This window comes from Salinisphaera sp. RV14 (assembly GCF_052044135.1).
Lineage (GTDB): Bacteria > Pseudomonadota > Gammaproteobacteria > Nevskiales > Salinisphaeraceae > Salinisphaera.
Window position 1 is genome coordinate 67,671 of the sequence record NZ_JBQDYF010000012.1, and the last position, 14,476, is coordinate 82,146.

Sequence of the window (14,476 nt, forward strand, 5' to 3'; positions counted from 1 at the left end):
TGCATACCGGGTTGGCAGCTGCCGGTTAGTTGCCGGAATTGGCCGGCACGCTCGGGATGCTCGGGTATTTCTTGAGTTGCGCCTTGAACTGCTTGATGAAGCCGTCGGCGCCCTTGTCCTGAATGGAACTGCTGTACTGGCCACGCTTGAGCGCCAGATCGCTGACCCCCTTGGCCACGACATTGACGATCTTCCAGTCGCCGCCCTCATTGTCCAGCACATAGTTGATCGGTATCCGATCGCCGCCGGACACAATCACCGTATCCACCTGACGGCGGCCGCCCGGGGCGTTCTTGACGCCCTTGATCTTGAAGGTCTGGCCACTGTAGCTGTCAAAACGCGACGCATAGGTCGCGAGCGTGTCCTCACGGAACATGTGCTGGTACTGCTTCTGCTGCTCCGGACTGAGCCTGGACCACTTATTGCCGAGCGCGAGCTTGGCGATGCGGTCCAGATCAAACGAGTGATCAATCACCGGCGCCAGCTTCTTGTAGCGCCCCGCAAAACCGAGCTGCTTGCCCTGTTTCATGGTCGCGACCAACTGGCTGTCGAGATTCTCGACCACACTGCGCGCCGGCTCGGCGGCCGCCGCCGTCCAGACACTGACGCAGGCAAATATCACGCCCGTGGCCACCAGACCTCGCAATAAACGCGTCGCTGCTTTCATTCTCGGCTTCCTTGACTCAATCCCAGGCTGCACCGTGTCGTGCCGCACGTCCCTCGATATGGGGCCGACATGCGACCCATCAAGCGGATTAGACCGCAGTCCGGTTGTATGTGTCCTGAATACATCGAAAACGACCCGGGGCGCCGGCGCGCGCGCCGCATTCGCTGGCCGCGCCGCCGATCGTCACGAGCGATGATAGGCGCGGCCGCGCCAGGCGGTGCGCACGCCCTGCCAGTAGCGCAGCGCCGATGACCAGGTCATGGCCAGATAAATGGTGCCGATCAAGGGCATGGCGAATGCCCACAGCCAGGACAAGCGGTAATAGATCAGCGTCGGCAGATAGCTCACGGCCATCGCGAACCAGGCCGCGATCGCCAGCCCGCGTGCGCTCGCATCGCCGAAAACGAGCGCAACGGGCGGGGCACAGAACATCAACGCCATGGCCAGCGTGCAGCCGGCCAGAAGCCAGGGCGAATAGCGCAATTGGCTATAGGCCGAACGCGCCACCATCGCATGAATGCCCGCGAAGTCGTCGTAGCCGCGCAGACTCGTGGCGGCATGGGTGACCCCGACCCATGTGCGTCCACCGGCGCGACGCACACAACGGGCCAGCGTACAGTCGTCAATCACGGCATCGGCCAGCGCACCGAAGCCACCGATGCGCTCCAGCACCGCGGCCTCGATCAATACGCAGCCACCGGCGGCCGCCGCCACATGACGCGAGCCGCGATTGGAAAGCGCGAACGGATACAATAGCTTGAAGAAGTAAATGAACGCCGGGATCAGCAACCGCTCGACGATGCTGGTCATGCGCAGATGCGCCATCAACGACACCATCTGGCGATCCTCGGCGATCGCCTTCGCCTTGAGCCCGGCAATCGTGCCCGGCGCAATCCGGATATCGGCATCCAGTAATACGACGCGCGGCGTGCTCACCTGCTGGCGCGCCTGCTCCAGCGCCCAGAGTTTGCCGGTCCAGCCATCGGGCAACGCTCGCCCCTGGATGACGGTCAGCCGCCCGATCGCTGCAGCCCGTGCGATCTCGGCCGTGCCGTCGCTGGAATTGTCATCGACCACGATCACCGAAAGTCCGGCGCCCTGACGGGCGAGCGCCGCCAACGTTCGTTCCAGCGATTCGGCTTCGTCGCGCGCCGGGATCAGCACCGTCACGTCCGACAGATCGGCCATATCGGCGTCGCTTGCCCGCGCCGCGAAGCGCTCGCGCAGCAACCAGGGCAGCCAGGGCTGGGCCAGCAGGCCGAGCCAGACGATCAGGGAAATCAGGGCAAGAAGGGTCAGCAGCATAACGTCGGATACAAAAAAGGCCGTCGGCGCCGCCGACGGCCCTGCAAAGGCTGAGGTGGGCCCGGCGCTAACCGAGTTCCTTTTCCTTCGGCGTCGACTCGCGGCGGCCGATCTGCGAGATCGGGATCTTGGTCGCCGTGGCCTGTGCGCGATCGCCATACAGAATCGGCAGTTCCTCGGCGAAGTCGCCCGACAGGCGCGGGCCGCGGGCCATGCTCTTGAACGCCTTCAGCGGATGCGCGAACGTGTCCTCGACCGCCGTGCCTTCATAGCCGCAGTGCGCCATGCAGTTGTCGCACTTGGGATTGCGGCCAACCCCGTAATTCTCCCATTCGGTGTTTTCCATCAGGTCCTTGAAGGTCTTCTCGTAACCTTCGTCGACCAGCAGATAGCAGGGTTTCTGCCAACCGAAGATGTTGTAGGTCACATTCGACCAGGGCGTGCACTGATAGGTCTCGTTGCCGGCCAGGAAGTCCAGGTACAACGACGAGTGGTTGAGTTTCCAGTCGGCGCCGCGCTCGCGGCCGTGGCGGAAGATCTCGCGGAACAGGTTCTTGGCCTTGGAGCGGCCGAGGAACACGTCCTGACGCGGCGCGTGCTCGTAGGAATAGCCCGGCGAGACGGTGATGCCTTCCACGCCGAGATCGGTGACATAGTCGAAGAAGTCGGCGACCTCTTCCGGCACTTCACCGTCGAACAGCGTGCAGTTGATAGTGACGCGGAAACCGCGATCCCGCGCCATTTCGATGGCCTCCACGGCCTTTTCGAACACCCCTTCCTGGCACACGGACTCGTCGTGGCGCGCCTTGAGGCCATCCAGATGCACCGACCAGGTGAAGTAGGGCGACGGATCGTAGTCGTCCATCTTCTTCTTCATCAGGAGCGCGTTGGTGCACAGATAGACGAACTTCTTGCGCGCCACGATGCCCTTGATGATCTCGGGCATGTCCTTGTGGATCAACGGCTCACCACCCGGGATCGAGACCATGGGCGCGCCGCATTCGTCGACCGCGTTCAATGCATCCTCGACGCTCATGCGCTGCTTGAGGATATCCTTCGGGTGGTCGATCTTGCCGCAGCCGGCGCAAGCGAGGTTGCACTGGAACAGCGGCTCCAGCATCAGCACCAGCGGGTAGCGTTCACGTCGGGCGATCTTCTGCCCCATGATGTAGCGCGCAACCTTGTACTGTTGAATCAACGGTACTGCCATTTCGACCTCTTCTTTTGGGCTCGATGTTCGGCTTGCGAGCCGCCCCGAGCGCAGCAGATGTAATGCGGCGATGCCGCCGACACCACTGCATTGTACATGTGTATGTTTCGTTAAGAACCATTGTGGCATATCAGCATGCGGTGATCCCGGCAATTCTCGCAATCAGGTCATCCAGGTCGCGACTATCGAGATTTCCCCAGGGTGGAACTACGAAAGGTCTCACCGGTCAGGCCACCACGCCCGTGTTGCTCACAAACCCTGTATTTTTGAAGTAAGCATGGCGCCTATCATAGGGCAAACCGTCCGGTAACCGATACGAAAGTAGAACGGTCGGGCATACGGCGCGGCCTGAACGAGCCCCGCGAGCGGCGCGCCCGCGGCGCTGGATTTACGTGGTCAGTCTGCGCGGCCGCCCGGGCGTCCGACGCGGAACCGGCCGGCATGAACGACGTACCGCGCGCCCCGTGCGGTCGGGGCATGCCGCTTACGGGCCGGCGCCGATATGCGCCATCAGACGCGCCTTGACCTCCACCGGCGCGGGCGAGGGCCGCGGCAGGCCGGCCTCGTCGATGCCCGGCGCGATGTGCAGATGCGAAAACGCCGGGCCCTGCGAGCTGCCGGCCAGCATCTGATCGATCACGGTTCGCTCGTGGCCTTCGTAAGTCGTGCGGTAGCCGGCTGCGGCGGCGATCGCCGCGAACGACAGCCCGGACGACACCGTCGCCTGGCCACCGGTGGACTCGTACATGCCATTATCGAGCAGCAGATGATGCAGGTTGGTGGGCCCGTAGGCCGCCAGGGTCGCCATGGCGCCCAGCCGCATCAACACCGAACCGTCACCGTCGACCACGATCACGTCAAGATCGGGCCGTGCCATGGCAAGCCCCAGCCCGAGCAGCGGCGCGCAGCCCATGGACCCGACCATGTAAAAATGATTGGGGCGATCGGCGAGCGCATACAGTTCGCGGCCGGTGAAGCCGGTGGCGGCGATGATCACGCTGCGGGCCGGATCCGTCCGGTCGACCAGATGGGCCAGTGCATCGCGCCGGGAGACGGTCGGCGTCTTCGGCGGCGCGGGCCGGAAGGTGATCGCGCCGCGACTCTGTGTCGGCGAATCCTGGCTGGCCAGTGCGGCCGGGGCGACTGTGTCCTTGTTCATGACCAGCACGTACGGCCGACCGCTCTCGTTCATGTGCGCCTCGGCGCGCGCCAGCGTTTCGGCCACGGCGCCGGCATCGTCCGGAAACAATGCCCAGGGCAGCGCCATGCGATCGAGCAGGTCGGTCGTGATCCGCCCCATAAGCTCGTGCTGCGGCGCATCGGCTACCCCGGGCGCGCCGCGCCAGGTCACGATCAGCAGAAGCGGCAGACGGAAGACCCAGTTGAGCGAGGTGAGTGGCGATACGGCGTTGCCGAGCCCGGAGTTCTGCATCATGGCCACGGCGCGCTTGCCGGCCAGTGCGCGGCCGGCCGCCAGCGCCACGGCATCGCCCTCGTTGGCCGCCGACACATAGGTCAGCCGGTCGTTGTCGAGCACGGTATTGATCAGCGGCGCAAGAAACGAACACGGCACGCCGGCATAGAAGTCGTAGCCGTATTCGGCGGCGCGGTCGATGAAGTCGTTGGCCTGGAGCGTCATGTCGAGGTTCCTTGAGCAAATTCGGATGCGGCAGGCAACGCGCCGGGATTGTGGACCTGGCGCCAATGACCGGCGCGTGCATCACACCAATGCGGCGGCCGCTCGGCGTGCCCGCCGGCCCATTGTCGCCGCCCGCACGAGGCGACGTCACGGCCTGCCCGCGCAACCGCGGCCGGCCGGCGCGCTGCATCCGGCCGGATCGTGCGGGATATCGGGGATTTGGCGCCTATACTTGCGGCCACGCCGCGGCGAGGCCGCCGCCGGGGCGGATGAAATCACGCCCGGCGCGGTGGACGGCGCCTCAATCCGCGGCGACGCGAGGGTCGGGTACGCGGGTCCAGGTGGTGGTCCGGCCCAGGGCCGGGATTCCGACGTAGCCGTGCAGCTTCAGGTGGCGGTGATCGGCGAGCCAGAGATAGCAGTCGAACCACTTGCCCCGGTCGGGATCGTACACCCGCCCGTTCTCCCAGCGCGCTCGATCGCTGGCCAGTACCCGATAATCCAGGCCCTTGATCAGGCGCAGCCCGATCATCGGCCGATCCCGTTTCGACGGATCCGGATTGTGCCGGTCCACAAGAGGTTGCCCCCCCATACCCTGGGGGTCGTCCGCAGGATAGCGATCACTTTCGAGCCAGACGACCCGCGCCAGGAAACCGCCTTGTTCCTCGACCATGTGGATCACCGCCCCGCCCTTCGCGGTACGCCAGAACCCGACAATCGCGGCCGGCGGCGGCGCGTCGGCCAGCGCCGTCATCGACGCCAACACCAGCGCCGTAGCGAGCGCCAACCGGCGAATCACGGCCTTTTGCCGAGCGGCAGGTAGCGATGCGCGTAATACCAGGCCACGGCGTCGGCCAACGCGTCACGCGCCGGCCGTGCGCGGTAACCGAGTTCCGCGGTAGCGCGCGCATGGGAAAAGAACATGCGCTTCTTGGCCAGCTTGACACCGTCGACCGTCACCTTCGGCGGCCGACCCGTGATGCGGGCGACTGCTTCGGCGGCGTGGGCCACGGGCAACAGCAGATTGTGCGGCAACTTCACGCGCGGCGGCGGGCGATCCACGATTTCGGCCACCAACCCCAGAATCGCCGCGAGCGTCATGTCGGTGCCGCCCAGCACGTAACGCCGGCCGGTCCGGCCATGGGCATGGGCCAGCAAGTGTCCGCGCGCCACGTCATCGACGTGGGCCACGTTCAGGCCGGTGTCGACGAACGCCGGCATACGACCGGCCGCGGCCTCCAGCACCATCTGCCCTGTCGGTGTGGGTTTGTGATCGCGCGGGCCGATCGGTGCCGACGGATTCACGATCACGATATCCAGCCCGTCGGCGGCGTATTCACGGGCGACTTCCTCGGCCAGATACTTGGACCGCTTGTAGTGCCCGATCATGTCCTGCAGGCCCACCGGCGTGTCTTCATCGCCCGGCGTGCCGTCGCCGGGGATGCCGAGTGTCGCCACGCTCGAGGTATAAACCACGCGCGCCACGCCGGCCATGCGCACCGCCTCGCAGATCCGACGGGTCCCCTCGACATTGTTTTCGTAGAGCTCGCCCGGATTGGCGGCCCACAGACGATAGTCCGCGGCGACGTGAAACACCGCGTCGCAGTCGCGCATGGCCTCGGCCAGGGCCGCCGTATCCGAGAGATCGACCTCGGCATACTCCAGATCGAGCCCTTCCAGTGCACTCAGATCGCTGGTCGCACGGCGCGTGGCGCGCACTGTCCAGCCCTCACGCAGCGCAGCGCGTGCGACCGCACTGCCGACGAATCCCGTCGCTCCGGTTACCAGGGCGCGCATGGCCTAACCCTCCTTCGGTCGCGCGCTCGGCACGCGGAAATACCAACCCGGCCGGATCGCGAACGCCGGGGCGCCGACAAGGGGCGGCACCGGAAACGCTTCGCGGACCCGGGCGACAATAAATAGAGACCGACCTTCATATCGACCAAACCCGCCGAGCAAACCGCGTCACAAGGCGGTTCGCCGCCGGTGTCCTCGACGATACCCGATCGTGCGAGCGTACCGGCATTTACCCACATCGCGCGCCAGGCCCGGCCCGGCGCGCGTTCGGCACGCGCGGCCGCAGGCCCTGATCCTCGCCCGCCGAATCGATCGGTTCCGACATGCTGGTGGATTCTCTCCTCGGCCCCCGGCCCTAATCTCGCAGGATACGAAAAAGCGCCGGCACGACAATAAGGGTTGTTACCAGAACCGCAAGCATACCGATCGTGAGCAGCTGTCCCATACTCGCCGTGCCCGCATGATGCGAGAACGCCAGACTGCCGAAGCCGGCCATGGTGGTCAGCGATGACAGTATGACGGCGCGCGCGGTCGAGGTGCCCAGAAACGGCCGATGGTGCTCGCGCTGGCGCAGTCGATGAACCACGTGAATGCCGCTGTCCACCCCCACACCGAGCAACAGCGGCAGCGCGATCACGTTGGCGAAATTGAACGGGATCTCGAACACCACCGTCGCTGCGGCCAGGATCATGCCCGACAGGGCCAGCGGCGCCAGCACACGCAGCGTGTCGCGCACACTGCGCAACAGCACCAGCAGGAACAGCGTGATGAAAACTCCGGCATAGATGAACGCATGCACGAACGCCCGCGATACCGTGTGTCCGGCCGACAGTTCGAGCACCGGCGCCCCGGTGATATGCGGCGCGACCTGGCGCACGCTGTTGACGAAGGCTCGCACCGCCGATTCGTGATTGAGATTGCCCTTCGGCGAGACCTCCACCCGGTACTGGCCGCCGGTGCCGATCCATCGTTTCTTCAGGTTCGCAGGCAGGTTCTGCAAGGTGATGCGCGACGCGTTCATGGCATCGGCCAGCCGGTCGACCTGGCGCGGCAGGCCGGCCAGCACGCGATCGTGCATCGTGGCCAGAATGCGCTTCTGTGCCGCCGGACTCTGTTGTGAAAACCAGCCGCGCCAGGCCGACAGCGCCTTGGCCAGGCGCTGCGCGGCACCGGCATCCGAACTGCTGTCGCGCTTGCGATACGCCGCCAGATGCTGCGCGAAATCGGCGATCGCCTGTTTGCGGGCGGGAAAACCGGCCCGCTTGGTCATATCGGGCGGTGACACCGCCAGCGTCAATGCCAGATCGCCGATGATCGACAACTTGGCGTCCTGGTGCGCGGGCACGAAATCCGCGACCGTCATCGCACCCGAGACATGCGGCTGCCTGGCGATGCGAGCCGCCAGCTGCTTGGCCTGGGCCAGCTTCGGACGCATGGTCACCAGCGTCAGCGGCGAATGCTTACTATGCGCGAGCAGATCGCGGTAGGTCTGCACTGCCTCGTCGTGCGGATTCTGCAGATCCAGCGTACTTGAATCGAAGCGTATGAACGGCAGCGCAACCACACAGCCCAGCGCGACCACCGCCGAGGCGGCCCAGATCGTGCGCTGGCCCCGACGCCCGATGAACGGCGCCCAACGGCTGGCCGTGGCACTCGAGCTCGGAACCCAGGGTTGCAGCATGGCGATGGCCGCCGGCAGGAACGTGAGACTCACGACCAGACTGATGAACATCCCCACGCCGGAGATCAACCCGAGTTCGGCGACACCGGAATACGCCGTCGGGATGAAGGCAAAGAACCCGCCCGCGGTTGTGATCGCGCACAGCGTGAGCGACAGTCCGACATCGGCTATGGCCGCCGCCAGCGCATGCCGGACCCCCGCGGCCCGACTGGCCACGCGCCCGCCGATCTCGGCCAACGCCTCGCGGTAACGCAGGCAGACGTGAATCGCGTAGTCGATGCCGAGGCCGATATAGAGCACGGCGAAGGCGATCGAAATAAGGTTCAACCGGCCGACCGCCAGTGCCGCGAACGTTGCGGTGCCGACCAGACCAGCGATCAGGCTGATGAGCGAGGCGCCCATGAGCGCCCACGAACGCAAGCCCAGATAAAGAATCACGCCCACCGCGATGAACGCCAGCGTCGCGCCCCAGGCCGCGCCCTGCGTCACGCTGGCCAGTTCCTCATCGGAGAGCGCGACCTCGCCGGTCTGGCGTATCCGCACGCCATGAGCGGCATCCAGATGCAGCCGCCTGGCGGTGTCGCGGATCGCCTGCATCGGCTGTTGCGCGGGCAACAAGGCGCCGTAGTCGAGCTTGGGGCGCACGATGATGAAGCGCTGGTCGGAAACGCCCGGCTGGTCGCCGCCAATGAGTTGCTGCCAGGACAGCCGATTATAGCGCCCGGCACGGCTGGCATCGAAGGTGGCGGCCAGTTCGCTGAAAACCGGCGACAGCTTCATGTCGACCGGGGCATCGGGTGCCATGGCGCGGTCGAGCATGTCGAAGAACGTCGGCAGCGTCGGATCGGCCGACAGGCGCCCGAGAAACGGCTGGATCCGGGTCAGCCGGGTCGACAGCGAATTGAGCTTGTCCACCGAAAGATAGAGAAACCCGTTTTTCGCGAAGAAATGGCCGCCGCCGGGCTCGTATACATCGGCAAACAGCGACGGCTGGCCGCGCAGCGCCTTCGTCAACTGGTCGGCGGCCGCCCCGGCGATGTCCGGGCTCGACCCGTCGACCACCACCACCAGGTTGTCCTTATAGACCGGAAACGCCTTGTTGTAGGCGATGTGGGTCTGGCGCCAGGGCACCTTGCTGCTGATCAGATTGCCATCGTCGGTGTCCATCGACAGATGGGTGACCGAATACCAGGCTCCGGCCAGCGTGATGACGACGCCGACCAGAACCACCCAGGCGGCATGGCGTGTCATCAGTTCGACCCAGGCCGCCAGCGCCCGTTCCAGTGCACGCGTCACGTGATCACCTCGCCGCGAAGTACCGCCGCGACATCCGCCAGGGTCATGCGCGCGGCGCGAAAGGCCACGGCCAGATTCTTCATCGCCCGGAGCTGGACATGCATGGACGCCGGCCGCCCCACCAGGGCCGCCAGCAGCGCGGCCGGGCGCAGGCGCCCGTCGGCGTCCATCGCGGCCCGGGCGACTGGCGGCAACGCCATCGAGGCATCGTCGATGATCGCGCGAACGCTCACGAAGGCCAGGCCGCGTTCGGCCGCAACCGCCGCGATGGCGGCGCTTTCCATGTCGCAGGCAATGGCGCCGCTGCGTTCGTACAGTGCCCGCTTGGCCGCGGCATCGGCGACCAGCGCCGGCGTTTCCACCAGATGCTGTTCGAAAACCTGATGCGCGGGCGCGAGACCGGCGGCCAGCGCGCCGCGCCAGCCGGCATCGGTATGCCAGACGTGGCCGTCGGCGCCGAGAACGCACGTCGCCAGCACCAACGCGCCCGGATCGATACCGGGCGCCAGCGCCGCCGCGGTGCCCCAGCTCATCAGCACCGAGACACCGTCATCCGCGAGCTGGCGCGCCGCCGCCCCGGCGCGATCGGCGCCCATGCCCGACAGCACGAGCTGCGCGCCGCCGGACAGGCGCGTCCGGCCACGTGGACGCAGGCGCGCCAGGGCACGGGCCTCGCCCGGCAACGCCGCGATAATGCCGAGCTGCGCGACCGGCAGGCTCAACACGGGGGCCTGGCACACCCGCGAGGGCGCGGCCCCACTGGACGATAAACGACAGACATCGACTCAGCCGGCGTCCGCCGTGCCGGCATCCGGTGCCGGATCGCCGTGCAGATTGCGGTAGCGCGCCAATGCCCAGAGCGGGAAGTAACGGGTGTAGCCGTGGTACTTGAGATAAAACACACGCGGGAAACCCGGGGCGGTGTGCTCCGGATCGTGCCAGGCGCCATCCGCGCCCTGCCGGTCGATCAGCCAGGCCGCGCCCCGCGCCAGCGCGGCCGAGCCGCGCTCGCCGGCCGCCATCAGACCGAGCATGGCCCAGGCCGTCTGGAAACTGGTGGAAACATCCGAGCGTCCGCGCGGCGGCTCCCAGTAGCTGCCGTTGTCCTCGCCCCAGCTGCCGTCGGTGCGCTGCATGCCCTTGAGATAGGCCACGGCACGCTGGATCCAGCCCTGGCTCATGTCCTCGCCGAGTGCCTCCAGCGCCATCAGCACCGACCAGGTGCCGTAGATGTAGTTCGTGCCCCAGCGGCCGAACCAGGAGCCGTCGGCCTCCTGTTCGCGCCGGAGATAGGCCAGCGCGCGTTCGATGAACGGCCGGTCCTCGGGCCGCTGCAGCAGGCCGACCAGCGTGATGACGCGGGCGGTGACATCCGCCGTGGGCGGATCGAGCAGCGCGCCGTGGTCGGCGAACGGAATTTCGTTGAGATATTCATGGTTGTTGTCGGTATCGAAGGCCGCGATACCGCCATTCGACGACTGCATGCCGACCAGCCAGTTGGTCGCCCGCGTGATCGCACGACCATAGGTCGCGCCGTCGCCGGTGTTGACCATCGCCCAGGCGATGACGGCGGTATCGTCCAGATCCGGGTAGTAATCGTTGGCGTACTGGAAGGGCCAGCCGCCGCCGGGCAGGTCCGGATGATCCCGCCGCCAGTCGCCGGGGCCATCGAGCACCTGGCGCGCGGCCAGCCAGTCGAGCCCGGCACGCACCACCGGGGTGTCGCCCGTGCCGGCGGCTTCCTGCAGCGCCAGGCTGGCCAGGCCGGTATCCCAGACCGGCGACATGCAAGGCTGCACGTTGGCCATGTCGCCATGGTCGTACACCAGATCGTCGATCGCCTGGCGGGTGTTGGCGCGGTACGGGTGATCGGCCGGATAGCCGAGCTCGCCCAGCGCCTCGTAGGCATTGACCATCGCCGGGAAGATGGCACCGATGCCGTCGGTGCCGTTGAGACGCTCGATGATCCAGTTCTCGGCGATCTTGATCGCCCGCTTGCGCACGAGCTTCGGGATCAACGGCTCGATGTTGCGCCCGACCCGGTCGAGTCCCTTGAATACACGCTGCAGCGTGTTCTGCGCCGGCACGAAATCGCGCTGCTGCTCGGGCGGAATGGTGAACAGTTCGCGCACGTTCACGCCGGCCGGGTTGCGCGCCATGGTGCGCAGGCTGGTGAGGATGAACAACGGCACCATCACCGTGCGCGACCAGTAGCTGACCTTCGACAGATGGAACGGCGAGGCCTCCGGCATGAGCATGACCTCCACCGGAATGAAGGGCACGGCCCGCCAGGGCACCTGGCCGAACTGAGCCAGCGCGATCAAGGTGAACACGTTGACCTGACCGGCGCCGCCGCGCGCCAGGATCGCCTCGCGCGCATGCGCCATGTGCGGCGCATCCACATCGTCGCCGGCGAGCTTGAGCGCGTAGTAGCACTTCACCGAACACGACAGATCGAGATCGCCACCGTAATACAACGGCCAGCCGCCATGCGCGGCCTGTTTGTAACGGATGAAGTTGGCCACGCGCGCCTGCAACGCGGTGTCGACATCGCCGATGAAATGCATCATCAGGATGTACTCGGCCGGAATCGTGCAGTCGGCCTCGCACTCGTAGCGCCAGTGACCATCGGGGTTCTGGTCAGCGAACAGGCGCTGCTCGGCCGCCTCGATGGCATCACCCAGGCCGGCCGGCAGCGTCGCGGTCGCCGACGACCGGCGCGGCAGCTCGGCGATATCGTTGATCGGCGCGGCGGGATCGTCCGCCAGTTTCGGCGTGAGCGCCGGCAGGTCGCCCGCGGTCATATGAAACAGATGCCGCAGGCGATCGTCGTCAGCCACCGCGAGATTCGTGGTGAGCACCGTCGCCTGCACGCTGCGGCGCGACACCTTGACCTGCGCGCCGTCGGTGAAATACGGATGCGCCTGGATCTTGCGGAGCGTGAGCAGCGCCAGCCCGATCGCCCACAGGCAGAAGCGACGCATGCCCTTCTGATGCCCGGGAATGCGCAGGGTGAATTCGAGTGCGTTGCGCAGGTGCCCGGTGGCCAGGCCGATCAATTCGTACAAGCCGGCGGCGAACGCCTCGTCGGCGCCGCGCTTGCCCAGTTCCGACAGATCGAAGCCGTGGCGCGCGAACACGTCGCGCGGCAGCCAGCAGACCCCGCGCCCGTGGTCGGCCCAGATATCCTTCAGGATATTGGTCATCTGCAGACCCTGGCCGAAGGATACGGCCAGGCGGTTGAGCTCGGCGTCGTGCTCGCCCATGCCGGGCTCGTAATCGGTGAACATCGCGGAGAGCATCTCGCCCACCACACCGGCCACGAAGTAGCAGTAGCGGTCGAGATGCGCCAGCGTCGGCAGGCCATCGGCGCTCGCCGCGCGTTCGTATTCCGGCATGCCGTCGCACATGATGCGCACACAGCGCGCGACCGCGGCCCGTTGGGCCGGGCGCAGACCGTGCATCACGGTGAGCACGTCGTCCGTATGCGCGACCAGCCGGCGCTCGGCGTCGAGCGTGGCGGGCGCCAGCAACGGCGCCAGACGCTGGCCGAAGTCGGCACCGCCCGCGCCGGTTTCGACCACGCGCACGAACGCGGCATGCCAGGCCGCCTTGCTCTGGTAATCGAGCTCGGCATCGTCCTCGATGGTGTCGGCGATACGGCACAGCAGGTAGGCATTGCCGACGGCCACCCGCAGCGCCTCCGGGAGCTCCGGTATGGTCAACGCAAAAGTGCGCGAAACATGCGGCAGGATCTCATCCTGAAAGGCCAGCGCGCGCCGACCGGAATCCGTCTGCATAGGGGCTTGTGACATGAACGAACGATTTCCAGGTTTTCAAGCGTGTGCGACACGCCGCGGCCGCGGGGCGCATCGTCGCACCGGTCAGACGCCACATCGAGTTGACGCTGCCGGTCTTCAGTGGCTAGCTAGCCGGCCTATCGAGCCGCCGGACAGTTTGTCCGGCCACCAGGGACGGCAAACTAACCATGGATGAATATCAAGCATCACATTATAGCCAACGCATCGAACATATGCTTGACGCGTGCCTGCCCGGCGCCGACACATCGCCGGCGCGGCTGCACGAAGCCATGCGTTACGCGGCCCTGTCGCCCGGCAAGCGCGTACGCCCGCGGCTGGTTTATGCCGCGGCCGAGGTGCTGGGCGTACCCATGACGAAAGTCGATGGCGCGGCCGTTGCCATCGAATGCATCCACGCCTACTCGCTGGTCCACGACGACCTGCCGGCCATGGACGACGACGATCTGCGGCGCGGCCGGCCGACCACGCATATCGCCTTCGACGAAGCCACCGCCATCCTGGCCGGCGACGGCCTGCAGGCGCTGGCGTTCGAGATCGTGGCCACCCACGGCGGGCTGGATGATGCGCCCGCCGCGCGCGCAGCCCAGATCGCGACGCTCGCGCATGCCGTGGGTTCGCGCGGCATGGTCGGCGGGCAGGTGCTCGACATGGGCGCCGAGGGGCGTGACGACGTCACCATCGACGATCTGGAACAGATCCACGATCTCAAGACCGGCGCCCTGCTCGCGGCCTGCGTGATGATGGCCGCGGACGCCGCCGAAAACCTGTCGCTCGACCAGCGCGCCGCGCTCGATATCTTCGCCACCCGGATCGGGCTCGCCTTCCAGGTACGCGACGATGTACTCGACATCGAGTCATCCACCGAGAAACTCGGCAAGACCCAGGGCGCGGACATCGCCCACCACAAGGCGACCTACCCCGCCCTACTCGGGCTGGACGAAGCCAAGGCCCTGGCCGAACGCCTGTATACCGAAGCCACGGCCGCCCTGGATATCTTCGACCACGCCGAGCCGCTGCGTGCGATCGCCGCGGAAATCGTCAAGCGCGACCATTAAACACG

Annotated in this window: 10 protein-coding genes and 1 pseudogene; 1 reads left to right on the forward strand and 10 read right to left on the reverse strand. The window is 66.5% G+C overall.

The window, feature by feature from the left end:
• Positions 1–25: 25 nt before the first annotated feature.
• The 10 genes and pseudogenes from ACS8Y6_RS12735 to ACS8Y6_RS12780 all read right to left on the reverse strand — a co-directional run.
• Positions 26–667: an ABC transporter substrate-binding protein gene (locus tag ACS8Y6_RS12735; RefSeq protein WP_440849030.1), complete on the reverse strand. Its 642-nt coding sequence runs from the start codon at positions 665–667 to the stop codon at positions 26–28.
• Positions 668–850: 183 nt separating this feature from the next.
• Positions 851–1,972 (reverse strand): glycosyltransferase, encoded by a 1,122-nt coding sequence (locus ACS8Y6_RS12740; RefSeq protein ID WP_440855702.1) that lies wholly within the window; start codon positions 1,970–1,972, stop codon positions 851–853.
• A 67-nt stretch (positions 1,973–2,039) separates the two neighbouring features.
• Positions 2,040–3,182, reverse strand: coding sequence for an adenosyl-hopene transferase HpnH (hpnH, locus tag ACS8Y6_RS12745; RefSeq protein WP_109993827.1), 1,143 nt, complete (start codon positions 3,180–3,182; stop codon positions 2,040–2,042).
• 484 nt (positions 3,183–3,666) lie between these two features.
• Positions 3,667–4,821 carry a phosphonopyruvate decarboxylase gene (aepY, locus tag ACS8Y6_RS12750; RefSeq protein WP_440849032.1) on the reverse strand — a complete coding sequence of 385 codons (1,155 nt, stop codon included), beginning with the start codon at positions 4,819–4,821 and terminating at the stop codon, positions 3,667–3,669.
• A gap of 301 nt (positions 4,822–5,122) precedes the next feature.
• Positions 5,123–5,620, reverse strand: coding sequence for a DUF2147 domain-containing protein (locus ACS8Y6_RS12755; protein WP_440849033.1), 498 nt, complete (start codon positions 5,618–5,620; stop codon positions 5,123–5,125).
• Positions 5,617–6,618, reverse strand: a complete 1,002-nt coding sequence (gene hpnA / locus ACS8Y6_RS12760; protein WP_440849034.1) for a hopanoid-associated sugar epimerase — start codon at positions 6,616–6,618, stop codon at positions 5,617–5,619. The genes ACS8Y6_RS12755 and hpnA overlap by 4 nt, the downstream gene beginning before the upstream one ends.
• A gap of 355 nt (positions 6,619–6,973) precedes the next feature.
• Positions 6,974–9,595, reverse strand: a complete 2,622-nt coding sequence (locus ACS8Y6_RS12765; protein WP_440849035.1) for an MMPL family transporter — start codon at positions 9,593–9,595, stop codon at positions 6,974–6,976.
• Positions 9,592–10,317, reverse strand: coding sequence for a phosphorylase family protein (locus tag ACS8Y6_RS12770; protein ID WP_440849036.1), 726 nt, complete (start codon positions 10,315–10,317; stop codon positions 9,592–9,594). Before ACS8Y6_RS12770 ends, ACS8Y6_RS12765 begins: the two co-directional genes overlap by 4 nt.
• A 63-nt stretch (positions 10,318–10,380) precedes the next feature.
• Positions 10,381–12,399, reverse strand: coding sequence for a squalene--hopene cyclase (gene shc / locus ACS8Y6_RS12775; RefSeq protein ID WP_440855714.1), 2,019 nt, complete (start codon positions 12,397–12,399; stop codon positions 10,381–10,383).
• Positions 12,400–12,483: 84 nt separating this feature from the next.
• Positions 12,484–13,410, reverse strand: a pseudogene (locus ACS8Y6_RS12780) (phytoene/squalene synthase family protein); the annotation flags it as partial.
• 173 nt (positions 13,411–13,583) lie between these two features.
• On the opposite strand from ACS8Y6_RS12780, the gene ACS8Y6_RS12785 reads away from it, so the two are divergent.
• The gene (locus ACS8Y6_RS12785; RefSeq protein ID WP_440849037.1) at positions 13,584–14,471 is read left to right on the forward strand and encodes a polyprenyl synthetase family protein; all 888 of its coding nucleotides are present in this window, start codon (positions 13,584–13,586) and stop codon (positions 14,469–14,471) included.
• Positions 14,472–14,476: the final 5 nt, after the last annotated feature.

Bases quoted from the DNA above. Each gene is read 5' to 3' on its own strand.
- aepY (WP_440849032.1), bottom strand. From the start codon at position 4,821: ATGACGCTCCAGGCCAACGACTTCATCGACCGCGCCGCCGAATACGGC.
- shc (WP_440855714.1), bottom strand. From the start codon at position 12,399: ATGACCGCGGGCGACCTGCCGGCGCTCACGCCGAAACTGGCGGACGAT.
- ACS8Y6_RS12740 (WP_440855702.1), bottom strand. From the start codon at position 1,972: ATGCTGCTGACCCTTCTTGCCCTGATTTCCCTGATCGTCTGGCTCGGC.
- hpnA (WP_440849034.1), bottom strand. From the start codon at position 6,618: ATGCGCGCCCTGGTAACCGGAGCGACGGGATTCGTCGGCAGTGCGGTC.
- hpnH (WP_109993827.1), bottom strand. From the start codon at position 3,182: ATGGCAGTACCGTTGATTCAACAGTACAAGGTTGCGCGCTACATCATG.
- ACS8Y6_RS12735 (WP_440849030.1), bottom strand. From the start codon at position 667: ATGAAAGCAGCGACGCGTTTATTGCGAGGTCTGGTGGCCACGGGCGTG.
- ACS8Y6_RS12785 (WP_440849037.1), top strand. From the start codon at position 13,584: ATGGATGAATATCAAGCATCACATTATAGCCAACGCATCGAACATATG.